This is a genomic window from Streptomyces flavalbus, from assembly GCF_042674625.1.
Lineage (GTDB): Bacteria > Actinomycetota > Actinomycetes > Streptomycetales > Streptomycetaceae > Streptomyces > Streptomyces flavalbus.
This window is the reverse complement of the sequence record NZ_JBHTEB010000001.1, coordinates 2,726,822-2,752,509: the sequence shown is the minus strand read 5'-3', so window position 1 is coordinate 2,752,509 and position 25,688 is coordinate 2,726,822. Positions and strand designations below refer to the sequence as shown.

Annotated in this window: 21 protein-coding genes; 16 read left to right on the top strand and 5 right to left on the bottom strand. The window is 70.6% G+C overall.

What is annotated here, in order from left to right; all coding sequences use genetic code 11:
* Nucleotides 1-115: 115 nt before the first annotated feature.
* From ACFQZ6_RS12265 to ACFQZ6_RS12245, 5 genes are all read left to right on the top strand, one after another.
* Nucleotides 116-322 (top strand): hypothetical protein, encoded by a 207-nt coding sequence (locus tag ACFQZ6_RS12265; protein WP_381607604.1) that lies wholly within the window; start codon nucleotides 116-118, stop codon nucleotides 320-322.
* On the top strand, nucleotides 306-830 hold the full coding sequence (locus tag ACFQZ6_RS12260; protein ID WP_381607602.1) for a DUF6879 family protein: 525 nt from the start codon (nucleotides 306-308) through the stop codon (nucleotides 828-830). Before ACFQZ6_RS12265 ends, ACFQZ6_RS12260 begins: the two co-directional genes overlap by 17 nt.
* Nucleotides 827-1,660 carry a helix-turn-helix domain-containing protein gene (locus tag ACFQZ6_RS12255; RefSeq protein ID WP_381607599.1) on the top strand — a complete coding sequence of 278 codons (834 nt, stop codon included), beginning with the start codon at nucleotides 827-829 and terminating at the stop codon, nucleotides 1,658-1,660. The genes ACFQZ6_RS12260 and ACFQZ6_RS12255 overlap by 4 nt, the downstream gene beginning before the upstream one ends.
* A gap of 88 nt (nucleotides 1,661-1,748) precedes the next feature.
* On the top strand, nucleotides 1,749-1,952 hold the full coding sequence (locus ACFQZ6_RS12250; protein ID WP_381607597.1) for a hypothetical protein: 204 nt from the start codon (nucleotides 1,749-1,751) through the stop codon (nucleotides 1,950-1,952).
* On the top strand, nucleotides 1,952-2,173 hold the full coding sequence (locus ACFQZ6_RS12245) for a DUF7848 domain-containing protein (protein WP_381607596.1): 222 nt from the start codon (nucleotides 1,952-1,954) through the stop codon (nucleotides 2,171-2,173). The genes ACFQZ6_RS12250 and ACFQZ6_RS12245 overlap by 1 nt, the downstream gene beginning before the upstream one ends.
* 77 nt (nucleotides 2,174-2,250) lie before the next feature.
* On the opposite strand, the gene ACFQZ6_RS12240 is transcribed toward ACFQZ6_RS12245, so the two are convergent.
* On the bottom strand, nucleotides 2,251-2,835 hold the full coding sequence (locus ACFQZ6_RS12240; protein ID WP_381607593.1) for a recombinase family protein: 585 nt from the start codon (nucleotides 2,833-2,835) through the stop codon (nucleotides 2,251-2,253).
* A 236-nt stretch (nucleotides 2,836-3,071) separates the two neighbouring features.
* Between ACFQZ6_RS12240 and ACFQZ6_RS12235 the strand changes: the two genes are divergently transcribed.
* Complete coding sequence (locus tag ACFQZ6_RS12235; RefSeq protein WP_381618243.1) at nucleotides 3,072-3,533, top strand: DUF2199 domain-containing protein; 462 nt, start codon at nucleotides 3,072-3,074, stop codon at nucleotides 3,531-3,533.
* Between the two features lie 549 nt (nucleotides 3,534-4,082).
* Here the strand turns inward: ACFQZ6_RS12235 and ACFQZ6_RS12230 are convergent.
* Complete coding sequence (locus ACFQZ6_RS12230) at nucleotides 4,083-4,433, bottom strand: hypothetical protein (protein WP_381607591.1); 351 nt, start codon at nucleotides 4,431-4,433, stop codon at nucleotides 4,083-4,085.
* A 409-nt stretch (nucleotides 4,434-4,842) separates the two neighbouring features.
* A complete protein-coding gene (locus ACFQZ6_RS12225) occupies nucleotides 4,843-6,417 on the bottom strand; it encodes a recombinase family protein (protein WP_381607589.1) in 1,575 nt (524 codons plus the stop codon).
* A gap of 179 nt (nucleotides 6,418-6,596) precedes the next feature.
* On the opposite strand from ACFQZ6_RS12225, the gene ACFQZ6_RS12220 reads away from it, so the two are divergent.
* A protein-coding gene (locus ACFQZ6_RS12220; protein WP_381607587.1) for an IS5 family transposase occupies nucleotides 6,597-7,459 on the top strand; the annotation gives its coding sequence in 2 pieces (ribosomal slippage) (nucleotides 6,597-6,966 and nucleotides 6,966-7,459; 864 coding nt in all).
* A 9-nt stretch (nucleotides 7,460-7,468) separates the two neighbouring features.
* Here the strand turns inward: ACFQZ6_RS12220 and ACFQZ6_RS12215 are convergent.
* Together ACFQZ6_RS12215 and ACFQZ6_RS12210 are read right to left on the bottom strand one after the other, a co-directional pair.
* Nucleotides 7,469-10,471, bottom strand: a complete 3,003-nt coding sequence (locus ACFQZ6_RS12215; RefSeq protein WP_381607585.1) for a caspase, EACC1-associated type — start codon at nucleotides 10,469-10,471, stop codon at nucleotides 7,469-7,471.
* A gap of 2 nt (nucleotides 10,472-10,473) precedes the next feature.
* Nucleotides 10,474-10,806 (bottom strand): effector-associated constant component EACC1, encoded by a 333-nt coding sequence (locus ACFQZ6_RS12210; protein ID WP_381607583.1) that lies wholly within the window; start codon nucleotides 10,804-10,806, stop codon nucleotides 10,474-10,476.
* Between the two features lie 246 nt (nucleotides 10,807-11,052).
* Here ACFQZ6_RS12210 and ACFQZ6_RS12205 point away from each other — a divergent pair, with 246 nt between their 5' ends.
* From ACFQZ6_RS12205 to ACFQZ6_RS12165, 9 genes are all read left to right on the top strand, one after another.
* Entirely contained in the window at nucleotides 11,053-11,859 is an 807-nt protein-coding gene (locus ACFQZ6_RS12205) for a TIGR03936 family radical SAM-associated protein (protein ID WP_381607581.1), read from the top strand.
* Nucleotides 11,860-12,122: 263 nt separating this feature from the next.
* Nucleotides 12,123-16,397 (top strand): Rne/Rng family ribonuclease, encoded by a 4,275-nt coding sequence (locus ACFQZ6_RS12200; RefSeq protein ID WP_381607579.1) that lies wholly within the window; start codon nucleotides 12,123-12,125, stop codon nucleotides 16,395-16,397.
* A 252-nt stretch (nucleotides 16,398-16,649) separates the two neighbouring features.
* Nucleotides 16,650-16,970 carry a 50S ribosomal protein L21 gene (rplU, locus tag ACFQZ6_RS12195; RefSeq protein WP_004931419.1) on the top strand — a complete coding sequence of 107 codons (321 nt, stop codon included), beginning with the start codon at nucleotides 16,650-16,652 and terminating at the stop codon, nucleotides 16,968-16,970.
* Between the two features lie 14 nt (nucleotides 16,971-16,984).
* Nucleotides 16,985-17,239, top strand: a complete 255-nt coding sequence (gene rpmA, locus ACFQZ6_RS12190) for a 50S ribosomal protein L27 (RefSeq protein WP_351064556.1) — start codon at nucleotides 16,985-16,987, stop codon at nucleotides 17,237-17,239.
* Between the two features lie 126 nt (nucleotides 17,240-17,365).
* On the top strand, nucleotides 17,366-18,802 hold the full coding sequence (gene obgE / locus ACFQZ6_RS12185) for a GTPase ObgE (RefSeq protein WP_381607576.1): 1,437 nt from the start codon (nucleotides 17,366-17,368) through the stop codon (nucleotides 18,800-18,802).
* Nucleotides 18,803-18,900: 98 nt separating this feature from the next.
* Nucleotides 18,901-20,178 carry a hypothetical protein gene (locus ACFQZ6_RS12180; protein ID WP_381607574.1) on the top strand — a complete coding sequence of 426 codons (1,278 nt, stop codon included), beginning with the start codon at nucleotides 18,901-18,903 and terminating at the stop codon, nucleotides 20,176-20,178.
* 213 nt (nucleotides 20,179-20,391) lie between these two features.
* Nucleotides 20,392-21,888 (top strand): D-ribitol-5-phosphate cytidylyltransferase, encoded by a 1,497-nt coding sequence (locus ACFQZ6_RS12175; protein ID WP_381607572.1) that lies wholly within the window; start codon nucleotides 20,392-20,394, stop codon nucleotides 21,886-21,888.
* 173 nt (nucleotides 21,889-22,061) lie between these two features.
* Complete coding sequence (locus ACFQZ6_RS12170; protein WP_381607570.1) at nucleotides 22,062-24,149, top strand: hypothetical protein; 2,088 nt, start codon at nucleotides 22,062-22,064, stop codon at nucleotides 24,147-24,149.
* A gap of 187 nt (nucleotides 24,150-24,336) precedes the next feature.
* The gene (locus ACFQZ6_RS12165; RefSeq protein WP_381607568.1) at nucleotides 24,337-25,500 is read left to right on the top strand and encodes a glycosyltransferase family 2 protein; all 1,164 of its coding nucleotides are present in this window, start codon (nucleotides 24,337-24,339) and stop codon (nucleotides 25,498-25,500) included.
* The last annotated feature ends 188 nt before the right edge of the window (nucleotides 25,501-25,688 follow it).

The window sequence follows — 25,688 nt, the reverse complement described above, 5'->3', positions numbered from 1 at the left end:
ACCCTGTTTATGCGACAACGTGCATGAGTCACGTCCGTGCATGGACGGCCGCGAGCGGCCCCCGTACGGTCGTCTCAGGCGGCCTGGCCGGGCCGACAAGTCCAGGGGGTTCCGCATGGCACGCGAAGAACTGACCCGGCTCACGGGCAACGGCAACGGCACGTGTGGAGAGGACGACTGCCCGAACGTCTACCGCACCGCTTCCGGCTCCATCGTGGTTCGGGGCGACGTGTCCGACGCCTTCACGCCCCCGCAGGGGGAAGGGCTCGTGGAGATTCCCGAGAGCGTTCTTCGGGAGGCCGTTCGTGCTCTTGGATGGTGACGAGTGGCGGGCGATGCTCCGGGGCTTCCAGTCGGAGGCGTGGCGGCTGGAGACCCTGCCCCAGTACCTCGTACCGCAGGAGACGAAAGAACTCGAAGCCTTCCGGGCAGGCAAGCGCGTCGACCCGCACGCCTACTCGTCCGCGTACACGGAAGACCTGAGGCGGTTGCGCGGCGAGGGGAGGTGCAAGGGGCGAGTGCACGTCCTGACTCGACCGCTCTCCGAGTACCTGCGCTTCGAGTTCTCGCGTTACTACGCCCCGCACGTGCTTGCCGGGGAGGACATCCGCATCCTGGACGTGACCGAGCGAGAGAGCCCGTTGCCGGATGTCGAGGACTTCTGGATGTTCGACCGCTCGACGGTCGTCCTGATGCACTACGAGGGCGACGGCACGCAGATCAGCCGGGAGCTGTACGAAGGTGACCCTGCGCCGTTCGTCGAGTGGCAGCGCATTGCCGTTGCCGAGTCGGTTCCCTTCCTGGAGTACGCGGAGCGCGTGACGGAGTGACGTTCGAAGCTGAGCAGCTTGGCGAGTCTGGTACCGAACTCGCCTCTTTGCTTCGGGACTTGCGCAAGCGAGCCGGCCTCTCTGGGGACCGGCTTGCGGCGCGCTGCAACATGTCCCAGTCGAAGGTGTCTCGCATCGAGAACGGCAGGACACGACCGTCCCTGGTCGATGTCGAACAGATCTTGCGAGCGCTGGACGCTCCGCCGGAACTGGTCGCCGAGGTCTCCGCCCTCGCCAGGATGGCGAACACCGAGTGGCGGAACGTCCGAGAGCTTCGGCGCAAGGGGCTCGGCACGAGACAGGCCGAGCTGAAGTCGCTCGAAGCGTCTTCCACGCAGATGCGGTACTTCCTGCTCTCGATGGTCACCGGCCTGCTCGCGACACCGGAGTACGTACGGGCGAGCCTGGCCCACTCGACGGCCGACACGAGCAGGGCTGTAGCGGGGAAGATGGGACGGCAAGCCGTCCTCTACGACGCTTCGAAGCGGTTCACGTTCGTGCTGACCGAACAGGCGGTTCGCTGGCCGGTCGTCTCCCCACTGGCACTGGCCGAGCAGATGGACCGACTGGCGTCCCTGTCCTACCTCCCGAACGTTCAGATCGGGGTGATCCCCGTAGGGGTACCGACGCCACGAACCCCTCTGAGCACGTTCACCATCTACGACACCGCGTTGGTCACCATCGAGACGACAGCGGGAAGTCTCGTATTCCGCGACGGCCGAGATGTTCAGGCGTATCTGAAGGAGTTCGCCGGGTACGAGGAGCACGCCCTCTTCGGAGAAGACCTTCGGGCACGCCTTGCCGAGTGGTCCGCTGCTTGCCGTGCATGACTTCAGTCGACTACGCGACTGAAACGCCATTCCGTGCGCACCCCGGGGGATCATCCTTCGGCAGGCGAACAGTCGGGAGGTCGTACGGATGAGCACACCCAGGACGACGATGGCATGGCCGGTGAACCTGACCCTTCCGGAGGGAGACCCGGACCCCGTCGCGGGCTGTCGGCAGTGCCTCGGCGTCGCCGTGACCCGAGCCAACGCCCGATCGGTCGGCGACTACTCGAAGGCGACGGACGCGAACGTCGTGCTCCGCAGGCACCTCCGGGAAACCCACGGGGCCGAGTGATGGCTCGCACGGTCCTGCGGTTCGTGCCGCACCGGATCACGCGGCATCCGGACACGGACGTGACCTATGAGGCGGAGTGCCTGCACTGCAAGTGGAAGGCGGAGCCGTCGACGGACAGCGCGGCGGTCGACGTCGAGTGCATGAGCCATACCGGCCTGAGCAACCATCGCGGCTTTCGGCGGGTCTGTACGTCGTTCGCCATGGTGGTGCGGGCTGAGTAAGGCAGCGTTGTACGTCCACGTACGAGAACGGCCCCCGACGTAGCCGGGGGCCTGTCTGAAACTGCTGTGCGCCTGTCTCAGGCGCTCTCTCCTAGGTGTCGGTACAGCGTGGCGCGGGAGACGCCGAGGGCCTTAGCGATGGCGCTGACGCTCTCGCCCTTGGCCTTCCTGGCTCGGGCCACGGTGAGTACGTCCTCGTCCACTACGGACGGCCTGCCGCCGGTACGGCCCTGCGCCTTGGCCGCTTCCAGTCCGGCCCGTGTGCGGTCCTTGATGAGCGAACGCTCGAACTCCGCCATGGCCGCGATGATCTGGAAGAACAGGCGGCCATCGGCCGACGTGGTGTCGACTGACGAGAGCGCGCCATCGAGCACGCGGAAACCGATGCCGTGCTCACGCAGGCCGTCGACGATGGACACGAGGTCGATGAGCGACCGGCCGAGTCGGTCAAGCTTCCACACGCACAGCACGTCGCCCGGTCGGGCGTAGTCCAGTACGGCTGCCAGCTCTGGCCGGTCCGTGTTCTTCCCGCTGGCCTTGTCCTCGAAGATGCGGGCGCACCCTGCGGCCGTCAGGGCGTCGCGCTGAAGCTGCGCTTCCTGGTCGTCGGTGGAGACGCGGGCGTAACCGATGAGCTGACCAGTGATCGTGTTCGTCGCCATGGCGAGGACTGTCTCAGAACTCGTCTCAAAAGGTCAAGTTCGAGGTAGAGGTTTCGAGACGGGTTTCGAACAGGGTGCGCGCCCCGTGAGGGGCGCGCTGCCAGTCGTCTCACAAACCTTGGTTTTTGAGACCCTGTCTCGTCGTTACGCTTCGCAGCGAAGCTACGCTCCCGCGCATGACCAACGATCTCGGTTACACCTGTTCATGCTGCGGCGAGTACCACGCGGAACTTCCGATGGGCTACAGCGCCACGGCCCCCGATGTCTGGGATGCGAGCTTCGAAGGCCGATCTGACAGCCTGCTCTCCTCAGACCAGTGCGTCATCAAGGCCCAGCACTACTTCATCAAGGGCCTGATCGAGATACCCGTCATCGGCAGTGACGAGGTGTTCTCGTGGGGAGTCTGGGTGTCCCTGAGCCGAGACAACTTCTCCCGGGCCGCCGACATGTGGAACACGCCCGGCCGCGAGAACGAAAAGCCGTACTTCGGCTGGCTGACGACCGAGCTGCCGATCTACTCGCCCGGCACCACCAACCTGAAGACGAACGCTCACACCCGCCCGGTCGGCCAGCGCCCCTTCATCGAGCTCGAACCCACCGATCATCCCCTCGCGGTTGAGCAGCGCACAGGCATCAGTCTCGACCGCGTCCGTGAGATCGCCGAAACCGTCCTCCACGGCAACGGCGAGGACCGCTGACCGAGACGGCTGAGCACGTCGACCGCGAAGGGGTGGGGGATGACCCCTTGAGGACAACGAGGCGGACCGCCGTGTCTTAGCAGCCAAGATTCCGCCACGGTTTCAGGGTCCGTCTGTCCTGTCCTCCGACTGCCATGGCGGGGCGTATAACCTGGTCACAGCCTTGCCCTGACTCGCTCACGACGGCGGAAGCCTGCAAGGAACAGGGCCTTACGGCTGAGACAGTGGGGTGCGGTAGCGCCCCACGGGTCTTGCTGGCTCGCTCCTGTCGGCCCCTTCCGGGGCCGCACTGTTGTTGAGCGCTGCGACTGTGGCGGCCGGTAGGCGGCCCCTTGCCGCTTCTCTCTTCGCCGTTGCCCTGCCCCTGTGGGGCGCAGCCGCGCCCCCTGTTTCCCTTGCCGCTGGTCTTCGTGGCCTTCCTGAGTCGGCCCCGACAGGGGCCGCGCTGCACTGGAGCCAAATAGATAAGAGAGCACGCGAACGTTTCCGCAGGTCGGGTGCCGTGTCGGTATACGCCAGACGTGCTCTGACTACACGTACCGCGTGTGCTCAGCGGTCCTGATGGAGTCGGCAGGGGACCGGTGCACCCTTGCCCTTCTGGAACAGGTGGGGAGGAAGGACGAGGCAGGCGGCCCCGGAGCGGGGAGACACAAGGTCCAGTTCCTTGGCGCGGGCCACCGCGTTGCGGGTGCTCTGGTCGGACAGTGGCTTGCCGTTCCTGCCCAGCAGGGTGGCCAGCCGGCCGGGCTCGAAGCCTGCGTGTCCCTGCCTGTCCGCCCATCCGATGGCGGCGAAGTGCACGCGGTAAGCGAGAGGGTGTCCTGGGTTCTGCGCCATGCGTCGGTACTCGTGCTGGGAGACCGCGCCCCACGAGCGGTCATGGCCGAAGCTGATAGCCACCGCTCGCACCCCCTTCCTGCGGGGCGTGGCCGCAGTCGTGCGTCTCTCCCTCGACGAGGGGTGAGGTGCAGACCTCACAAGTCCAGACGACTTCGATCGTGATGTTCAAGGGCTGGCGACTCCTGGCGGTGGCCGAGGGCAGCACGGAGCCGCGCCTCAGCGTTGGGTGGAAGTCGCGCAGTACCGTCCTGCGCTTCGGGATGTCCTCGACGTCCCTGCGAGCCCCTCGGGATCGCGGCCCCTCACGGAGTGGCCAGCTCTACCGCCGCTGAACGGTGGGAGCTACGGTCTCCGCTCGCAGAAAGAGCGGGAGGGTCTTCCTATCCGGAGCCCGGGCCGGCCGTCAAGCCGGAACACCTCCGGGTCTGGCTGACCGGGCCGCCCGGAGATGTCTGTCCCTGCTCCCTCGTCAGAGCCTTGCGGCGAAGTCGTCACCCTTGATGACCAGGCGTTCGCGGACGTCGCGCGGGATCTTGAGCCGCAGGTGTACGGACGGCGCGCGCACCCCCTTCACCTTCGTGCGGGTCACCTCGCACGTGACGCCCACGCGGCGCAGGTCCTCCGCCATGGCCTCCATGCCGCCCGCTTCCCATGTCTCCCGGAAGGTCTTGCCGTTGTGGACAAGGACCCACCGGTCCTGCGTGGTCTCGGGATCGATGGCGTTCAGTTCTTCCGTGAGCTTGTCGAGGGTCTTCTCCGCTCGCGCGCGAGTGAACCGCGTCTTTGAGAAGCGGCCCTCTGGTTCGAGCTCCGCCATGTAGTAGGAGATGGCGTCTTCGAGCCGCTTCACTTCGGCGCGTGCCTCGGCTCCCTTCGCGTACTCGCGGACCTGGACGGGGAAGTCGCCGAGGACGCGCAGCACGTCGCCCACGAGGACGTCGTACACGTCCTGCGGGTTGGGTGCGCCGAGCCCGCCGCCCTTGCACTTGCCGCAGCGCAGGTAGGTGTAGCTCCGGCCGTTGCTCATGTTCTTCTGCACGGTCATGTTGGTCGAGCAGTCGACACAGATCAGGACTCCCAGGAACTGCGTCGCCCCGCCCGCCTGCCGGGTCGGCTGGTTCTTGCCCCGGCGATCGAGTGCCGCTTGAAGGGTCTCGAACTCTTCCTCGGTGAAGATCGGAGGGCCGACCCGTATCGGCTTCCCGTCGTTGCCGAGGACGAGCCTGCTTCGTCGCTTCCCGCCCTGCTTGTTCTCCTCGACCCGGTAGCCCATGAGCGCGGGGTTACGTAGGCGTCGGAGGAGAGTCGACGTGGTGAGTCCTGTCGACATGAGTCCGGAGCGGACGAGACAGAGGGCCATGCGGCGGGCGGAGATGCCTCGGAGCGCCATACGCCGGGCCCAGTGCAGTGCCTTGTGTGCGTTCGGCTCGATGGCGAGTGCCGGCTTGCCGTCCACCTTCGTTGTGACGTAGCCGTACGTCGGCTTGCCGACGAGCCACGAGTCCTGCGTGCGGGCGTAGTCCCACAACGACGTCACGCGGGTCGACGTGTTCGCTGCCTCGATCTCCGCGATGCCGCCGATGAGTGTGACCATGATCCGGCCCACGGTCGTGCTGAGGTCGATCGCGTCGTTCTTCGACACGAGGTTCTTCCCGTATCGCTCGCACCACTCGATCATCGTGGACAGGTCCGTCATGCGACGGATGAAGCGGTCGAGCTTCCAGAAGAGCAGGGCGTCGAACTCCGGAGCCCGGTTGTTGAGCCACTCCCCGAGTTCCTTCCGCTTCCACGGCGGAACCTTCGTCGCCGACACGTTGAGATCAGAGGCGACGCCGACGACGCGGTACCCCTTCTCTCTTGCGAGGAGCCGTAGGTCGAGCTCCTGCCGCACCGGCGATGTCGTGTCTTCCGTAAGTACGGACAGGCGGACGGAGAGGAGCGCGCGCGGAGCGTCCTCGGGGAGCAGAGCCTCCGCCCGCTTCAGGTCCTCCAGGAGAGCCAGGTCCGAGGCGGTCCACTCGCTCTCGATGTCGTACGTCTTCATGGTTGCGGAGCGTACAGACTAGATGTTGGGCTGTCTCGTTATGCCCCCCAGATGGACACCCACATCCAAATCGGCCCCACCGGCAGGAAGCTGCTGCCTCTGACCGTGAAGAACGCGGGATAGGGCGGGAGTTCTAGGGGCTGTCTTCAAAGATCATCTGGGTGGTAGATCATGGTGTTGTGGTACGTCGTCATGAACTCACCGACCGGGAGTGGGAGTTGCTCGTTCCGCTGATACCCCGGGCCGCGACGGGGCGGCCTCGAGTGGAGGACCGGCAGGTCATCAACGGGATGGTCTACAAGATCCGCACCGGGATCTCCTGGCGTGACCTGCCGGAACGCTACGGGCCGTGGAAGACCGTCTACACCCGCTTCCGCCGCTACGCCCTGGACGGGGTGTTCACCCGGGCTCTGCAGCAGATCCAGGCCCAGGCGGACGCGGCCGGCGACATCGACTGGCTGGTCCAGATCGACTCCACCATCGTCCGCGCTCACCAGCACGCCGCCGCCACGGGCCGAAAAGGGGGCGGCACCAGCAGGACGAACCGGACGATCACGCCCTCGGCCGATCCCGCGGCGGACTGACCACCAAAGTCCACCTCGCCTGCGACGGCAAGGGCCGCCCGCTCGCGATCCTGGTGACGCCCGGCCAACGCCACGACAGTGTCTGTGCACGCCCTCTGCTGGAACGGATCCGTGTTCCCCGCACCGGCCTGGGCCGGCCTCGGTGCAGGCCCGACCAGGTCATCGCAGACAAGGCTTACAGCTCCCGCAGCTTCCGCGCCTACCTGCGAAAACGCGGCATTGCGCACACCATTCCGGAGAAAACCGACCAGCGACGGCACCGGCTGAGGCGCGGTTGCCAAGGCGGCCGACCGCCAGGGTTCGACCGGGAGACCTACCGGCGGCGCAACGTGATCGAGCGCTGCTTCAACCGGCTCAAGGGCTTCCGCGGCATCGCCACCCGATACGACAAGACCGCCACCTCCTACGAAGCGGCGGTCACCCTCGCATCGCTCCTACTCTGGGCAAGATCCGTTTGAAGACGGACCCTAGTCGTCCTGTGGGCCCTCGGGTTCCTCGCTGGCCCCGGTGAGGAAGTCGAGGGCCTGCTTGCACAGGGCCGCGCCCGCGGGGAGGTTGGCCTCTGTGTAGAGGCGTTGGGCGGTGCGGAACTCGTCGGCGGAGCGGTCCAGGCGGTTCTCGGCCTGGTGGACGCCCGCCAGGCCGACGTGGGCGGTGGCCTGGCCGATCAGGGAGCGTACGGTCTCGTAGACGGCCAGGGCCTTGTCGTACGCGGCGATGCCCTCGGCGTAGCGGCCCTGGGACTGGTGCAGGAAGCCGAGGCTGACGTAGGTGTCGGCCTGGCCGCGGCGGTCCCCGATCGCCTCGTACGTCGTCAGGGCGGTGTCGTAGGCCGCCGCCGCCTCCTCCGGGCGGCCCTGGACCTCGTGCAGGTCGCCCAGACCGGCGTGGGCGTCGGCCTGGCCGCGCCGGTCGCCCAGGGTGCGGAAGGTCGCCAGGGCCTCGTGGTAGGACTGCGCGGCCTCGTCGTAGCGGCCCTCGAAGCGGTGGATGTCCGCGAGGTTCTTGGTGGTGTTGGCCTGGCCGAGCAGGGCGCCGTTGTCGCGGTAGATGGCCAGGGCGTCCTGGTAGGCGGCGACCGCCTCGTCGTAGCGGCCCTGCGCGTAGTGGACGTCGCCGAGGCCCTTGGTGGTGTTGGCCTGGCCGAGCGAGTCACCGATCTCGCGGTAGATCGCCAGCGCCTGCTCATGGGCGGCCCTGGCCTCCTCGAAGCGGCCCTCGACCCGGTGGATGTCACCGAGGTCGTCGATGACGTTGGCCTGGCCGAGCCGGTCGTCGAGCGCCTCGTACAGGCCCAGCGCCTTCTCGTAGGACTCGGCGGCCTCCTTGTAGTTGCCCTGCACGCGGTGGATGTCCCCGATGCCCTTGGTGGCCTCCGCGTGCCGGGCGGAGTCCGGGACCGTCGTGCCCAGCACGGTCTGGAGGAGTTCCCACGACTCGATGTATCGGTCGTCGAAGTAGAGGGAACGGGCGAGGTCGGTGAGGAAGTCCGGGCTCTGCGGCCAGACGTCCGCGTCGGCCGACCGGGCCGCGGCCTGGAGTTCCTGGGCGTGCGTGTCGAGCCAGCGGCGTGCCTCGCGCACCTCGCCGTCGTCGCTCGTGCGGGTGGTGCGCAGGACGTCCCTGGCCCGCTTGAGCCCGCTGTGCAGATGGGTGTAGAGCCGGTCCCGGGCGGCGGTGGCCTCCTCCCCGGTGGTGTGGTGGGCGGCCGTCTCCCGGGCGTAGCTGAGGCTGAGGTCGTGCAGGCTGTGGCGGCCGTTCTTGCGGATCAGGAGCTGCTCGATCTCGGCGAGCCGGACCTCCACCTCGTGCTCCGGGCGGTCGGCCATCGCGGCCAGCGAGTCGGGCCCGAAGTCGGGGCCCGGGTGCCAGGCGCAGTGGTGGATCAGATGGCGCAGATCGGCGTCGAGGGAGGCGTACGCCGTGGTGAACGCGGCGCGTTCGGCGGTGTCGACGCTGGGGAACGTGGCATAGCGGTGCGGCCCGGTCAGGGAGGCGAGGACGGCGGTGGGGGAGGCGCCGTGCATCAGCCGGGTGCCGATGGGGCCCAGCGCGAGCGGGCTGCCGTTGATGCGGTCGGCGATCTCGTCGAGGTGTCCGGTGTCCTGCGGGATGCCCATCTTGTGCCAGACGGCGACGCAGTCCGCGGGCTGGAGCGGCGGCAGCTCGATCCGCTGGTGCGCGTTGACCTCGGGCAGCTCGGAGCGGCTGGAGATGATCACCGCGCTGGGGGAGCCCGCGGAGGGCAGCAGCGGGGCGAGCTGACGGGCGTCGCGGGCGTTGTCCAGCAGGAGCAGCACCGGGTTCTGCTTGAGGAACAGCCGCCAGGTCTCGGCGCGCGCGGTGAGGTCGGCGGGGACGTCCTCGGGGGCGTGGCCCATGTGGTGCAACTGCTCGGCGATCACCATGTAGGGGTCGCGGGGCTGCTCGCCGGGGGTCCAGCCGCGCAGGTCGATCTCCAGGCAGCCGCCGGGGAAGAGGTGGGTGGTGCGGGCCGCGAGCGCCCGCAGCAGCTCCGTCTTGCCCTGCCCGCCGCGCCCGTGCACGACGCACACCGCCGCGGTCTGCTCCACGGCCGTCCGCTCCAGCGCGGTCAGCTCCGCCGCCCGGCCGGTGAAGTACGGGGTGGTGGCGTACGCCGTGGACAGCGGGGCCGTGGTGGGCTCGGCGGCGGTGGGGGTGCCCGGGGTCGGCGGGGTGTAGGCGCGGTTCGCGGCCAGCGGGATGCGGTGGCCGCCGTCCCGGGTGCTCATCCTCGGCAGGGGTACGGCGAACCCCTCGACGGTGCGACCGGCGAGCCGCTCCCGCAGCACCTCGTACACGTCGGCCACGGTCAGCACCGTGAGCTGCTCGCCGCGCCGCCCGTCGGACAGCTCCCCGGTCAGCCCGTCCCGCAGCAGCCGCACCAGCTCACGCGTGAACACGCTCCCGTCGGGCAGGCACAGCGACCGCTCCGTCTCCGCCGCCGACGTCAGCACGCACGCGCCCTCGATGTCGAACACCGGCGCCTTCGCCGCGGGCGTCTCGTCGGGCCGCCCGTCCATGTGCAGGGCGGCGCCGCTGAAGCAGCAGTCGACGACCACGACCCGGTGCCGGGCGCGCGAGCCCGCGACGATCGCGCGGATCTCGTCGTACGCCACCGAGTGGTGCGGCCGGTCCGGGCGCGACGCCTCCGTGCCGAGCAGCAGCCCGCGCCCGTCCCGCCCGAAGTGCCCGTGCCCGGCGTAGTACACCAGCAGCAGGTCCTCGGCGTGGTCGGCGGCGTCCTGCACCGCGTCCAGCAGCACCTGCGGGGTGCTGTTGGCGGGTACGGCGACACAGTGCTCCCCGGCGAACAGGCCGACGTCCCGCGCGACCAGCAGGTCCCGTAACGCGGGCACGTTGTGCCGGACGCCGTCCAGGTTGGGCAGGTGCTGGTAGGCGTGGACGCCGAAGAGGACCGCGCGCGATCCGCTCTGCTCCAGCTCCATGGTCAGTCCTGGAGGCGGCGCAGCAGGTCGGCCAGCTCCTCGGGGGTGAGGTCCCCGATGTCGACCGTGGTGTCCCCGTGGACGAGGGTGCGCGCGCCGGGCGGGGCCAGGGCGGCGGGCCGGGTGGAGCGCCAGGTGGCGTAGGCGACGGCGAAGTTCGCGAGGTTCGTCGCGTTGCCGAGGATCACGTCGAGCGCCTCAAGGACGTTCATGGTCGGGCCGTCGCCGGTGACCGTCTCGACCGGCACCCCCGCCGTGCCGGGATCGCGGCCCAGCCACGCCCGCAGCTCCGTCAACGCCCGCTCGTCGCCCTCGGCCAGCAGTCGGATCCGCATCGCCCCCACCATTCCCCCCGATAGTGCCAGGGTCGCTCAGGGTAGTGGGTCGGGGGCGCCCGGGAATCGGTCTTGCGGGAAAGCGGGCGGACCGGCGGGAAACCTCCCGGCGAACCTCCCGGGGAACAGACCGGCGGGAACCTCCCGGGGACGGGACACGTACTCTTGGTAGGAGTACGACCGCTCTCACGAAGGACAAGGACACTGGGCAAGCGACAGCCCGAAGGCCCGCCGCCCGCACCAGCGGTGCAGCGCATCCGACTGCGCTACACCAAGCGCGGCCGCCTCCGGTTCACCAGCCACCGTGACTTCCAGCGCGCCTTCGAGCGTGCGCTGCGCCGCGCCGAGGTGCCCATGGCGTACTCGGCGGGGTTCACCCCGCACCCGAAGGTGTCGTACGCCAATGCCGCACCCACCGGCACGGGCAGTGAGGCGGAGTACCTGGAGATCGCCCTCACCGAAGCGCGCGACCCCGAGCGGCTGCGCGCCCTCCTCGACGAGTCGCTGCCCCCCGGGCTCGACGTGATCGAGGCGGTCGAGGCCCGCACCTCGGGGCTGGCGGACCGGCTGACGGCTTCCGTGTGGGAGCTGCGGCTGACCGGGGTCCCGGCCGAGGACGCCCGCCGCGCGGTGGACGCCTTCAACGCGGCCGGGACGGTCGAGGTCCAGCGCCTCACCAAGAACGGCGTCCGCACCTTCGACGCCCGCCCGGCCGTCGTCAGCCTGGAGAGCCACTCCGCTCCGGGCGCACCCGGCGCGGACAGCACGGAAACGCACAGTTCGCGGGCTGATAGGCCGAGCGACCAGCCCTGTGCGATACTGCGGCTGGTTGTTCGGCACGTGACGCCTGCCGTACGACCCGACGACGTCCTGTCCGGTCTCCGCGCCGTGGCCGACCTGGCGCCGCCGGTCCCCGCAGCGGTGACCAGGCTGGCGCAGGGGCTGTTCGATGAAGAGACCGGCACGGTGACCGACCCGCTCGCGCCCGACCGCGACGCAGCGGCGGCCCTCTCGACGGCCGCACCCGCTGCCGCCGCGAAGGCGCCCGGGTAAGGAAGGTCCCGCGTAAGGACGGACGTCGAAGCGCCGCCCTCGGATCCGGGAGCCACCTGGGTCGGGCAGCGCACCGACCACAAGACTTTCGCCAGGCCGTACGCAACACGGCGTACGGAACCGGCGAGACAGGACACAGAAAGCTCCCGAGCGGCGCCCGCGCCCCGGACGGCGGCACACGCGCAGCGCGCGAGCCGCGGACGTCACCGGCACCACGCCGGACCAGGTGCGGCGCCCGGGAGCCTGACGGGAGAAACGCCCGGATGCTTGAGCCGACCGAGCCCACCGAGGGTTCCGAACTGAACACCCCCAGCGACACCCTGCCGCCGCGCCGCCGACGCCGTGCCGCGTCCCGCCCGGCGGGCCCGCCCGTCGCCGCCACCGACACCCCGGTGGAGACCGTCGCCCCGGCCATACCGGCCGCGGAGGCCGCCGCGATCGCGGCGGACGAACCGGAGGCCGACGTGACGGACGTGGCCGAGGAGACCGAAGAGACCGAGGTCGCCGCCGCCGCGGAACCCGAGCCCGCGCCCGCCGCGCGTCCCCGTCGCCGGGCGACGCGGAAGGTGTCCGCGCCCGCCGGGGCCGTGGCACCGGCGGAGGCCGCCGAGACCGTACTCCCCGCGACCGCCCCGGCCGACGAGGCCCCCGCCGCGACGGGGACCGCCGCCGAACCGGTGGCCGCGCAGGCGCCCGCCGAGGAGCCCGCGCCCCCGCGCACCCGCCGCCGCGCCACCCGCAAGGTGTCCGCGCCCGCCGGGGCACCGGAGGCCGCGGAGGTCGTAGCGACCGCTGAGACCGCTGAGACGGTCCCGGCTGAGGCCGCCGCCGCTCCGGAGGCGGAGGCCGCGCCCGCCCCGCGTACGCGGCGCCGGGCGACGCGGAAGGTGTCCGCGCCAGCCGAGACGACGCCTGAGGCCACGGAGGCCGCTGAGGCGGCTGTTGCCGCCGAGAAGGCCGAGGAAGCCAAGCGGGCCGAGGCCGCCGAGAAGCCGGAGGCTGCGGCTGAGGCCCCCGCCCCTGCCCCCGCCCCCGCCGAAGAGCCCGCCCCGCGCCGCACGCGGCGTCGCGCCACCCGGCGCGCGACCGCCCCGGTGACCGGCACGGACGACGCCGAGGCCGCCGCCGACGCGGGCGCCGAGACCGCCGCCGAGGCCGCCGCCGAGCCCGCGGCCACCGGCGCGACGGCCGAGCAGGCCGCCGTCGAGCCGAGCACCAGCGAGGAGAAGACCGTCACCGAGCCCAGCAGCACCGCCGAGCGGGCCGCCGCCCCGAAGGCCGAGAGCGAGGAGGTCGCCGTCTCCGAGGCGGCCGCGCCGCGCCGGGCCCGCCGCCGCAGCGTGCGCAAGGCCGCGACCGGTTTCGCCGAGCCCGCGCAGCCCGCGGCGCAGGCCCCCGAGGAGCCCGCCGCCGAGCCCGAGTCGCCGCGCCGCCCCGCGCGGCCCGCCGTCGCCGTGTTCCAGCCGCCGGTCTTCACCGAGCCGCAGTTCCAGTTCCAGACGCCGCAGCGGGCCGCCGCCGAAGCCGCCGCCGAGGCCGCGGAGCAGGGCGAGGCGGAGCCGGAGCCCGAGGTCGCGGAGCCCACCGCGACGACCGAGACCACCGAGCCCGCCGAGGCCGTGGAGGAGCAGACCCCCTCGCGCCGTCGTCGCCGTCGCCGGGGCGCCGCGGACGAGGCCGAGGCGCAGCCCGCCGAGGCCGCCGCGCCCGCCGTGGAGGAGGAGCCCGAGGAGGCCGAGGACTCCGCCGAGCACGAGGGCGAGGACGACGGCGAGGAGACCGGCTCGCGCCGCCGCCGTCGCCGGGGTGGCCGTCGCCGCCGCCGGGGCGAGGCCGGTGACGGTGCCGACGGCGAGGGCGAGGGCTCCGCCGCCGAGCAGGCCGCGCAGGACGCCGAGGACACCGCCGAGCAGGTCGAGGAGGACGAGGACGAGGCGGACGCCGAGGGCCGGGGCGAGGACGCCGGGGGTTCCACCTCCAGCACCCGCCGTCGTCGCCGTCGTCGCCGTCGCGCCGGGGACAGCTCCTCCGACGCCGAGCCGTCCGCCGACGACCCCGAGCGCACCGTCGTCAAGGTCCGCGAGCCGCGCAAGCAGGCCGAGCCGTCCGACGAGGTGCAGTCCATCAAGGGCTCCACGCGTCTGGAGGCGAAGAAGCAGCGCCGCCGCGAGGGCCGTGAGCAGGGCCGCCGTCGCGTCCCGATCATCACCGAGGCGGAGTTCCTGGCCCGCCGCGAGGCCGTCGAGCGCGTGATGGTCGTCCGCCAGTACGGCGACCGTACGCAGATCGGCGTCCTGGAGGACGGCGTGCTCGTCGAGCACTACGTCAACAAGGAGCAGTCGACGTCGTACGTCGGCAACGTGTACCTGGGCAAGGTGCAGAACGTGCTGCCGTCGATGGAGGCCGCCTTCATCGACATCGGCAAGGGCCGCAACGCCGTGCTCTACGCCGGTGAGGTGAACTTCGAGGCGCTGGGCATGGCCAACGGGCCGCGCCGCATCGAGTCCGCCCTGAAGTCCGGCCAGTCGGTCCTGGTGCAGGTCACCAAGGACCCGATCGGGCACAAGGGCGCGCGTCTGACCAGCCAGGTCTCCCTCCCGGGCCGCTACCTCGTGTACGTGCCCGAGGGCTCGATGACCGGCATCAGCCGCAAGCTGCCCGACACCGAGCGGGCCCGGCTGAAGACCATCCTCAAGAAGATCGTCCCCGAGGACGCGGGCGTCATCGTGCGCACCGCCGCCGAGGGCGCCAGCGAGGACGAGTTGCGCCGCGATGTCGAGCGGCTCCAGGCGCAGTGGGCGGAGATCCAGAAGAAGGCCAAGAGCGGCAACGCCCCGAGCCTGCTGTACGGCGAGCCGGACATGACCGTCCGCGTCGTGCGCGACATCTTCAACGAGGACTTCACCAAGGTCATCGTCAGCGGTGACGACGCCTGGTCGACCATCCACGGGTACGTCTCCCACGTGGCGCCCGACCTGGCCGAGCGGCTGACGCGCTGGACGAGCGAGGTCGACGTCTTCGCCACGTACCGGATCGACGAGCAGCTCGCCAAGGCGCTGGACCGCAAGGTCTGGCTGCCCAGCGGCGGTTCGCTGGTGATCGACCGGACCGAGGCGATGGTCGTCATCGACGTCAACACCGGCAAGTTCACCGGCCAGGGCGGCAACCTGGAGGAGACCGTCACCCGGAACAACCTGGAGGCGGCCGAGGAGATCGTCCGCCAGCTCCGGCTGCGCGACCTCGGCGGCATCATCGTCATCGACTTCATCGACATGGTGCTGGAGTCCAACCGGGACCTGGTGCTGCGGCGCCTGCTGGAGTGCCTGGGCCGGGACCGCACGAAGCACCAGGTGGCCGAGGTGACCTCGCTGGGGCTGGTGCAGATGACCCGCAAGCGGGTCGGGCAGGGGCTGCTGGAGTCGTTCTCCGAGACCTGTGTGCACTGCAACGGCCGGGGTGTGATCGTGCACCTGGACCACGTCGCCGGTACGGGCGGCGGCGGTGGCGGCAAGCGCAAGAAGCGGGCGCGGGCCGGTGCGGCCGAGCAGGAGCCCGCGGTCGCCGCGGAGACGGTGACGGCCGAGGAGGAGGCGGAGGCCGAGTCGCAGGCCGAGGTCGCCGCCGAGGTCGCCGAGCCGGTGGCGCTGCCCGCCCCCGAGTTCGCGCCGGACGAGGAGCTGTACAGCAGCGTCGCCGAGGCGGAGGCCGCGGTATCGCGCGGGCGTTCGCGGCGCCGGGCGAGCCGTCGGGCGTCCGCCCCGGCGGGCGCTCCCAAGGCGGAGACCCGGGCCGAGGAGGCCGTCGTCGAGGCGGCGGCGCCGACCGCGCAGGACGTCACCGTCGCGGAGGAGGTCGCGCGTCCGGTCACCCCGGAGGGCGCCGCCGAGATCAAGGCCGAGCCGGTCGCCGTGGAGGACCCGGTCTTCGAGGGCCGTACGGTCGAGGAGGCCGCGCCCAAGGGCCGTACCCGGCGCCGGGCGACCCGCAGGGCGTCCGCCCCTGCTGGTTCGCCGACGGCGGCGGAGGCGGCCGTGGTGACGGTGACCGAGCCCGCGCCGTCGGCCGAGGACACGCCGGTCGCCCCGGAGCCCGAGGCCCCGGCCGAGCCCGCCGCGGAGACCCCGGCGCCGCCCGCCCGCCCGCGCCGCCGCGCCGTGCGCAAGGCCACCGCGCCCACCGCCTCGGAGGAGGCGGCCGTCATGGTCGTCCCCACGGAGACGGCGGAACCGGTCACCGAGGCACCCGAGGCCCCGGCAGCCCCCGAGGCCGCCGAGACCTCCGAGACCGAGGCCCCCGAAGCCGAGGCCGCCGCCAAGAAGACGGCCCGCAAGACGGCGAAGAAGGCCACGGCGAAGAAGGCCGCCACGAAGAAGACCACGGCCAAGAAGACCGCCGCCAAGAAGACGGCGGCGAAGAAGACGACGGCCAAGAAGGCGGCGAAGACGGCGGCCAAGAAGACCGCCACGAAGAAGACCGCGGCGGCGGAGCAGGCCGTGTCCTCTGTGTCTTCCGTCTCGGCCACCACCGACGAGGGCTGACCCCCTGGTCACCTCGGGTGTGCGGGCGGCGTGACCGGCCGCACACCCGGGGAGCCGGGCCCGGTTTGACCCGTTCGGCCGCGGCCCCGTAACCTTGACCGTCGGCATGTCCGTCCACAGAGACACGCCACATCCCCGTAAACCTCTTCCTCCCGGGCGCCCGGTGTTCCGGTGGGCCGGGAGAGGCCGTCCGCTTCGGTCGGGTGGCTGGACTGCGGGGGTGCCGTTCCCGAGCGAGAGAGTGAGATCCGCGTGTACGCCATCGTGCGCAGCGGTGGCCGCCAGCACAAGGTTGCTGTCGGTGACATCGTTGAGGTTGACAAGATTTCCACCGCCAAGGTGGGCGACACGGTCGAGCTCTCGACCCTGCTCGTCGTCGACGGCGACGCCGTGACCAGCGACCCGTGGGTGCTGGCCGGTATCAAGGTCCAGGCCGAGGTCGTGGACCACCACAAGGGCCAGAAGATCGACATTCTGCGCTACAAGAACAAGACCGGCTACCGCCGTCGTCAGGGCCACCGCCAGCAGTACACGGCGATCAAGGTCACTGAGATCCCCGCGGCTGCGAAGTAAGGGACTGAGGAGAGATGGCACACAAGAAGGGCGCATCGTCCACCCGCAACGGTCGTGACTCCAACGCTCAGCGCCTCGGCGTGAAGCGCTTCGGCGGTCAGGTCGTCAACGCGGGCGAGATCCTGGTCCGCCAGCGTGGCACCCACTTCCACCCGGGCTCCGGCGTCGGTCGCGGTGGCGACGACACGCTGTTCGCCCTCCAGGCCGGTGCGGTGGAGTTCGGCACCAGCCGGGGCCGCAAGGTCGTCAACATCGTCCCGGTCGCCTGAGCAGTCTGACCGGACACCAGCGCGAGGCGGACCTCACTTCCCTCCGGGGAAGCGGGTCCGCCTTTCGCGTGTTACACCCAAGGCACTCACGCCAAGACATTGCGTACGTAACTGGAGGCACATCCCATGACCACCTTCGTGGACCGCGTCGAGCTGCACGTCGCCGCGGGTAACGGAGGCCACGGCTGTGCCTCCGTCCACCGTGAGAAGTTCAAGCCGCTCGGCGGCCCGGACGGCGGCAACGGCGGCCGGGGCGGCGACGTCATCCTCACCGTCGACCAGTCCGTGACGACGCTTCTGGACTACCACCACTCCCCGCACCGCAAGGCCACCAACGGCAAGCCCGGCGAGGGCGGCCACCGCTCCGGCAAGGACGGCCAGGACCTGGTGCTGCCGGTGCCGGACGGCACGGTCGTGCTGGACAAGGCGGGCAACGTGCTGGCCGACCTGGTCGGCCACGGCACGTCGTTCGTCGCCGCGCAGGGCGGCCGGGGCGGCCTCGGCAACGCGGCGCTGGCCTCCGCCCGCCGCAAGGCGCCCGGGTTCGCGCTGCTCGGTGAGCCGGGGGACCTGCGGGACGTCGTACTGGAGCTGAAGACCGTCGCCGACGTGGCGCTGGTCGGCTACCCGAGCGCGGGCAAGTCGTCGCTGATCTCGGTGCTGAGCGCGGCCAAGCCGAAGATCGCCGACTATCCGTTCACCACGCTGGTGCCGAACCTCGGTGTGGTGACCGCGGGCTCGACCGTCTACACCATCGCGGACGTGCCCGGACTGATCCCCGGGGCCAGCCAGGGCAAGGGGCTGGGCCTGGAGTTCCTGCGCCACGTGGAGCGGTGCAGCGTGCTGGTGCACGTGCTGGACACGGCGACGCTGGAGTCCGACCGCGACCCGGTCTCCGACCTCGACGTCATCGAGGAGGAGCTGCGGCAGTACGGCGGTCTGGACAACCGGCCGCGGCTGGTCGTGCTGAACAAGACCGACGTACCGGACGGCCGGGAACTCGCCGAGATGGTCCGCCCCGACCTGGAGGCGCGCGGCTACCGCGTCTTCGAGGTGTCGGCGGTGGCGCACATGGGGCTGAAGGAACTGTCGTTCGCCCTCGCGGAGCTGGTCGGGGCGGCGCGTGCCGCGCGGCCGAAGGAGGAGGCGACGCGGATCGTCATCCGGCCCAAGGCCGTGGACGACGCGGGCTTCACCGTCGTACGCGAGGAGGACGGGCTGTTCCGGGTGCGCGGTGAGAAGCCGGAGCGCTGGGTGCGGCAGACCGACTTCAACAACGACGAGGCCGTGGGATATCTCGCCGACCGGCTCAACCGCCTCGGGGTGGAGGAGCAGTTGGTGAAGGCGGGCGCGCGGGCCGGGGACGGCGTCGCGATCGGTCCCGAGGACAACGCGGTCGTCTTCGACTGGGAGCCGACGGTGATGGCCGGGGCGGAGATGCTGGGCCGCCGCGGTGAGGACCACCGTCTGGAGGAGCAGCGTCCGGCGGCGCAGCGCCGCCGCGACCGGCAGGCCGAACGCGACGACGCGCAGCGCGAGTTCGACGACTTCGAGCCGTTCTGACCGGATCGCCGGGCTCACGTGGTGCGGGCCCGGCGGACTCACCCGCCCCTGGTACTTCTCAGTCAGGACTCAGAGTCGTCTCCTACCATCCGGTGCCCATGGACACAGACTGGACGGAAGACGAAGTACGAGTGAACGGCGGGGCCGCCCCGCTGCCCGCCGTTCCTGCCCAGCCGAACCGCTCGGCGGCAGCGTCGCCTGCCCGGGTGACCCCGCTGCCTCCAGGAACCCGGCTGTTGCACATAGGTCCGCACAAAACGGGCACCACCGCTGTTCAGGGAGCCCTGTTCGCGGCCAGGGACCGGCTTCCGGAGCACGGCGTGGTCTTCCCCGCCGACAGTCGGCACCCGATGGGCGCCGTCCTGGCCGCCTGCGCCAGGCCCGGGATGATGGGTGACGCCAGGCCCCGGGCGGAGCAGTGGACGCGGCTGCTTGACCAGGTGCGGGCGAGTGGTGCGCGCACGTCGGTGGTCAGCAGCGAGTTCTTCGCCGACGCCGAGGACGACGGGACCGTCGCGCGCGTCATCGAGGAACTGGGCGGGCGGGAGCGGGTGCACGTGCTGGTCACCCTGCGCCCGCTGGCGAAGATCATGCCCTCGCAGTGGCAGCAGTACGTGCAGAACGGGCTGCGGATGGGCTACGAGGACTGGCTGGAGCACATGCTGCGCAAGCCGCCCTACGACAAGCCCAACCCGAGCTTCTGGCGTCGGCACCGGCATGACCGGCTGGTCGAGCGGTGGGTGCGGGCGCTGGGCGCGGAGCGGGTGACGGTCGTGGTGGTCGACGACCGCGACCGGGACGGTCTGATGCGCACGTTCGAGGGACTCCTCGGACTTCCGGAGCATGTCCTGCGACCGGCGGTCGATACGGCGAATCGTTCCCTCAGTCTGGCCGAGACCGAAATGCTCCGGCACCTCAATGTGGAATTCCGCGCACATGGACTCCCTGAGCAGCTGTATTCGCGCCTTATCCGGTATGGCGCCGTCATGCACATGAAAAACGTGTACGCCCCCACACCGGAAGACGTGAAGATCTTCACACCGCGCTGGGCCGTCGAGGCCGCCGCGGGCATCGGCGCGGAAATGGCCGAGCGGATCAAGGGGACGGGCGTGCGGGTCGTCGGCGATGTCGCGCTGCTGTCCGAGGTGCCGGAACAGCGCGCCGAACGGCGGCCGGAGGGGGCGGCCAGGCTCGCGCCGGAGGCCGCCGCCCACGCGCTGTACGGGGCGCTGGCCGCGGTGGTGGCGACGCCCCCGCCGAAGCCGGTGGCCCCGCCCAGGCAGGCGCCCCGGCCGCGCACCGTGCACCAGACGCCGACGAAGGAGCTGGTCAGGGTGGTCGGGCACCGCTGCCTCAAGCGGCTGCGACTGCGCTGAGCGCGGGCCGCGCCACCGCCTCCGGCGCCGGAGCCCTGTGCGGTCACTCACAGCGTCCGCGGCGGCGTCCGCGGAAGCCGGCGTCAATCACCGTAGGTGCAAGGTGAATGACAGGTTGCGCGCACATATGCGCTGGGGGGCACTCACCTTGCATCTCGGTAACCCGAAGTGGGACCATTTCCCCGTTCCCTGACGCCCCAAGGTAGGTCACCTGTGTCCCAGCACATAGCCAAGCCCCGTACCACCGCAGTGATCCTGGCCGGTGGCACCGGCCAGCGGGTGGGTCTGTCGATCCCCAAGCAACTGCTGAAGATCGCCGGCAAGGCAGTCATCGAGCACACCCTGACCACCTTCGAGAAGGCCGACTCCATCGACGACGTCATCGTCCTGATGGCGCCGGGCTACGTGCCGGACATCGAGAAGATCGTCGCCAAGGCCGGGTTCCAGAAGGTCAGCAGGATCATCGAGGGCGGCGCCACGCGGAACGAGACCACCGAGCGCGCCATCACCGCCCTGGGCGAGGGCCTGGCCGAGGGCGAGGACCTCAACGTCCTCTTCCACGACGCCGTACGGCCGCTGCTGTCGCAGCGCGTCATCGACGACTGCGTGGCGGCGCTGGAGCGCTACCAGGCCGTCGACGTGGCGATCCCGTCCGCGGACACGATCATCGTGACCCGCACCCACGGCGAGGACGGCGAGTTCATCACCGAGATCCCGGACCGCTCCCGGCTGCGCCGCGGCCAGACGCCGCAGGCGTTCAAGCTGTCCACGATCCGCCGCGCCTACGAGGTCGCCTCCGGTGACCCCAACTTCCAGGCCACGGACGACTGTTCCGTCGTACTGAAGTACCTGCCGGACGTGCCGATCCACGTCGTCGCGGGTGACGAGTACAACATGAAGGTCACCCAGCCCGTCGACGTCTTCATCGCCGACAAGCTGTTCCAGCTCGCCTCGACCGCCACGCCCGAGCAGAACGGCGAGGAGGTCTACCGCGAACTCCTCACCGGCAAGACGCTCGTCGTCTTCGGCGGCTCCTACGGCATCGGCAAGGACATCGCCGAACTCGCCGAGTCCTACGGCGCCAAGGTCTACGCCCTCGGGCGCTCCACCACCGGCACCCACGTGGAGAACCCCGAGGAGGTCGACGACGCGCTGTCCAAGGCGTACGCGGAGACCGGCCGGATCGACTACGTCGTCAACACCGCGGGCGTGCTGCGCATCGGCAAGCTCGCGGAGACCGACAACGCCACCATCGAGGAGGCGCTGAAGGTCAACTACCTGGCCCCGGTGCAGATCGCTCGTTCGGCGTACAAGTACCTGGCGGAGACCAAGGGCCAGCTCCTGCTCTACACCTCCAGCAGCTACACTCGCGGGCGCGCCGAGTACAGCCTGTACTCCTCCACCAAGGCCGCCATGGTCAATCTCACCCAGGCGCTCTCCGACGAGTGGGCGGGCGACTCCATCCGCGTCAACTGCGTCAACCCCGAGCGCACCGCCACCCCGATGCGCACCAAGGCGTTCGGCCAGGAGCCCGCGGGCAGCCTGCTGTCGTCCGAGGCGGTGGCCCGTACCTCGCTGGACGTGCTGCTCTCCGAGCTGACCGGACACGTGATCGACGTCCGCCAGCAGGACCCGACGGCCAGCGCCAACAAGGCGTCCGGTTTCGAGCAGGCGTTGGCGCTGGTGCTCGACCGTCACGACGACGTGTAATAATCGCCGCAATAGAGCCTCGTCTTTCAGGCCTCTGTGGGTTCCTCGCCGCCGCTCGGCGCTGAGGGCCCGCAGGGGCCTGAATCCGTCCTAAGCCACATTTCTCATATTATTCACATCCTGAGCTGGCACCGTCACAAAAGACCGGCATCCCCTCCAAGAGCAGGTTCTCCGTGATATCCACCGCTATTCGCGTCGCCCGGGTGGGCAGCGCGGCCGAGTTGGCCGCGGCGGTCCTCATGATGTTGGGCTACTGCTGCCTCATGCTGGCCGCGCTCATTCCGAGCGTCCCCCTCTTCGCGGTCGCGGCTGTCGCGACCTACCTCTCTGACCACTACCTGCACCGCAAGGGCAGCTACCTGATCAGCTGCCTGAGCAGAGTGCGTGCCGGTCTGTCGATCCGCTTCCTGATCCGGCAACTGCTCCTGGTCCTGCTCCTGGCGCGGCTCTCCCTCGCGGACGACCTGATCTACTACGGCGCCATCGCCTGCTTCATCGCCTTCTACGCCCTCCAGGCACCGCACGGCGCCCTGGTCACGCTCATCCGCAACCGCCGCAAGATGCCGGTCGCCACCCGGAACATCGACCTGACCACCCGGGTCAGCATCCCCGACGCGCCGCCGAGACGACTGCTGCACCGCTCCGCCGAGAAGATGCTCCACCTCGACGTCGCGGCGGTGGCGGGCATACTGCTCTCCGCCGAACTGGACTCCGCGGCGGTCGGTTTCCTCGGCATCGGCGTGACCCTGCTGGCGGGCTGCGGGTACGTGGCCGCGCTGGCGCCCTATGTGCGCGGGGCGAAGATCCCGCCGAGCCCCAGCGTGATCCTCGGCGCCGTCGACGACTGGCTGGGGGAGTACCGGCCGGAGACGGTGCTGTACTTCTCGGGCTCCAAGGACGCGGTGTACCAGGTCAACATGTGGCTGGAGACCATGGAGCGGCTGGAGACCCGGCCGCTGGTCATCCTGCGCGAGCGCGCCGTCCTGGAGCGGCTCGCGCCCACCACCGTCCCGGTCGTCTGCGTGCCCGGCGGCGTCCACCTGATGAACCTGGACCTGTCCACGGTGCGGGTCGCGCTGTACGCCGCGAACGTCGGCAAGAACATCCACCTGCTGCGCGTACCGACCATGAAGCACGTCTTCATCGGCCACGGCGACAGCGACAAGGTGGCCAGCGTCAACCCGTACAGCAAGGTGTACGACGAGGTGTGGACCGCCGGGCGCGCGGGCCGCGACCGGTACGCCATCGCCGACGTCGGGGTCCGCGACGACGCCATCGTGGAGGTCGGCCGCCCGCAACTGGCGCCGATCCAGGGCTGGCAGGGCGTGCCCGAGGGCCGGATGCCGACCGTGCTGTACGCGCCCACCTGGGAGGGCTGGGACGACAACCCCGGCAACACCTCCCTGCTGCGCGCCGGGGAGAACATCGTCCGCCAACTGCTCAGGGCCGACCCCCCGGTGCGGGTCCTGTACAAGCCGCACCCCTTCACCGGCACCCGCAGCTCCGCCGCCAGGACCGCGCACCGCCGGATCACGGCGCTGATCGAGAAGGCCGCCGCCAAGCGCCTGGCCGACGAGCGCTTCCAGGCCGACGCCGCCGAGCTGGCCGCCGCCCAGGCCGAGCTGGCCCGCGTCGAGGCGCGGCTCGCGGAGCTGACCGGGAACGGCACCGAGAAGGGCGACGAGGCGGTGGCGACCCGGGACGGTCTGACCGACGTGGCGCAGCACGCGGAGATCGCCCGGCTGCGCGCCGAGTGGAACGACGCCTACTGGCGCTCCTTCCCCGACTTCGAGCACCGGGTCATCACGGGCCCCGAGCCGCGGCTGTACGACTGCTTCAACGTCTCCGACGCGATGGTCTCCGACATCTCCTCCGTGGTCTCCGACTTCATCGCCAGCGGCAAGCCGTACGCGGTGACGGACTCCGCGGAGCTGGGCGCCGAGGAGTTCAAGCGGCGCAACACCGCGGTCCGCGCGGCGGTGATCCTCACCAACAAGGCGACCGAACTGGACGAACTGCTGGCCGCGGTGCGCGACCCCGCCGCCGACCCGCTCGCGGAGGACCGCAAGGAGCTGAAGCGGTACCTGCTCGGCCCGGACGAGCCGACCTCGATCGAGCAGTTCAACACGGCGGTGGCGCAACTCGCCCTCAAGGCGCGCACCCGCAACCTCGGCCAGGAGTCCCGGGCGGCGGCGCAGGCCACCGAGGCGCCCGAGGAGGCCGACACCGCCGAACCCGCGGACGGCGTGGCGGCGGGCTGACCAGTCGCTCCAGCCCCCGGGGACCAGTCCTCGGGGGCTGAAACATGTGCGGCCGCGGAGCCTGTTGTGATCTCAGTCACCGTTGTGGGGGCGGTGCAACGCGGCGTCCGATCCGTCCGTCTAGGAGGTATCCGGGAGGTATCCAGAAGGGATCGCAGGAGGGAACTCCTGTTGACGAGGGGGACACGTGAGCGGCACGCAGCCGGATGTGACGGTGGTCATCGGGGCGTACGAGGCCATGCCGTACCTCATCGACTGCCTGGCCTCCGTCGAGGCGCAGAGCATCGGCCCGGAGCGCTTCGAGGTCATCGCCGTGGACGACGGGTCGACGGACGGCACCGGGGAGTACCTGGAGGAGTTCGCCGCCCGCGCGGCCATGCCGGTGCGGGTGCTCCGGCAGCGGAACTCCGGTGGCCCCAGCGGCCCGCGCAACGTCGGCCTCGGCCTCGCCACCGGACGCTACGTCTTCTTCCTCGACGCCGACGACCGGCTGGGCGTCGAGGCGCTGGAGCGGCTGGTGGCCATGGGCGACCGGGCGGGCACCGACGTCGTGCTCGGCCGGGTCGAGGGCGTCAACCGCAACGCGCCCCAGTCCATGTGGCGCCGGACGGAGGAGCGCGTCGACGTCTTCTCCTCCAACATCAAGTACACGCTCAGCGCGCAGAAGCTGTTCCGCCGCTCCCTGCTGGAGCGGCACGGTATGCGGTTCGACGAGTCGCTGTGGACCGGCGAGGACGCCCTGTTCACCATGGAGGCGTACCTCAGGGCGGACGGCGTCTCCGTGGTCGCCGACTACACCTGCTACTACCTGGTGGGCCGCAGCGACGGCAAGCACGTCACGAAGACCGGCGGCTACCTCCCGCGCTTCGACTCCGCCCGCGCCCTGATGCGGCTGATCGCCGAGCACGTCCCCGAGGGCGAGCGGCGCGACCTGCTCATGGTGCGGCCGTTCCGCGTCACCCTGCTGCCGCAGTTCGGGCCCCGGTACCTGGAGGACAGCAAGGAGGTCAGGCGGCACAAGCTCGAACTCGCCGGTCCGCTGCTGGACGCCTACTGGACCGAGGGCGTCGCCCGCCGCCTCAAGGTCCACGAGCGGCTACGGCTGCACCTGGTCGCCGAGCGACGGCACCGCCTGCTCCCGGCGGTCGTGGAGTTCGTCGCGGCGGAGAAGGAGCCCGAGGCCCACCTGGAGGACGGCGGCACCCGGGTCTACCTCGCCTACCCGTACTTCCGCAAGTGGTGGGCGCGGGTACCGGACGCCGTGTACCTCGCCGAGCCGTCCGAGGCGCGCTCCGTGCCCGGTTACCGCGGCAAGCGGAAGCCCGCGGCGAAGCCCGTACGGCCCTCCTGACGGGGCGGCGGCGGGGCCGGGCGAGGGTAGCGGTTCCCCTAACTGAAGGTAGATTTGGTCTGTCGCGGTGATGTACAACCTTTGGCCTCCCTCGCACGTCGAAACAGGAGTACCGCGGCACCCGCGCTGCCGCACGTATACCTTGAAGAGGAATCCTTGCCCATGATGATCCGCTGGTTGTGCACTGT

Coding starts and splice junctions, on each gene's coding strand:
- ACFQZ6_RS12240 (WP_381607593.1), bottom strand. CDS start 2,835: ATGGCGACGAACACGATCACTGGTCAGCTCATCGGTTACGCCCGCGTC.
- ACFQZ6_RS12250 (WP_381607597.1), top strand. CDS start 1,749: ATGAGCACACCCAGGACGACGATGGCATGGCCGGTGAACCTGACCCTT.
- rpmA (WP_351064556.1), top strand. CDS start 16,985: ATGGCACACAAGAAGGGCGCATCGTCCACCCGCAACGGTCGTGACTCC.
- ACFQZ6_RS12235 (WP_381618243.1), top strand. CDS start 3,072: ATGGGCTACAGCGCCACGGCCCCCGATGTCTGGGATGCGAGCTTCGAA.
- ACFQZ6_RS12180 (WP_381607574.1), top strand. CDS start 18,901: ATGGACACAGACTGGACGGAAGACGAAGTACGAGTGAACGGCGGGGCC.
- ACFQZ6_RS12245 (WP_381607596.1), top strand. CDS start 1,952: ATGGCTCGCACGGTCCTGCGGTTCGTGCCGCACCGGATCACGCGGCAT.
- ACFQZ6_RS12225 (WP_381607589.1), bottom strand. CDS start 6,417: ATGAAGACGTACGACATCGAGAGCGAGTGGACCGCCTCGGACCTGGCT.
- ACFQZ6_RS12200 (WP_381607579.1), top strand. CDS start 12,123: ATGCTTGAGCCGACCGAGCCCACCGAGGGTTCCGAACTGAACACCCCC.
- ACFQZ6_RS12210 (WP_381607583.1), bottom strand. CDS start 10,806: ATGCGGATCCGACTGCTGGCCGAGGGCGACGAGCGGGCGTTGACGGAG.
- ACFQZ6_RS12265 (WP_381607604.1), top strand. CDS start 116: ATGGCACGCGAAGAACTGACCCGGCTCACGGGCAACGGCAACGGCACG.
- obgE (WP_381607576.1), top strand. CDS start 17,366: ATGACCACCTTCGTGGACCGCGTCGAGCTGCACGTCGCCGCGGGTAAC.
- ACFQZ6_RS12215 (WP_381607585.1), bottom strand. CDS start 10,471: ATGGAGCTGGAGCAGAGCGGATCGCGCGCGGTCCTCTTCGGCGTCCAC.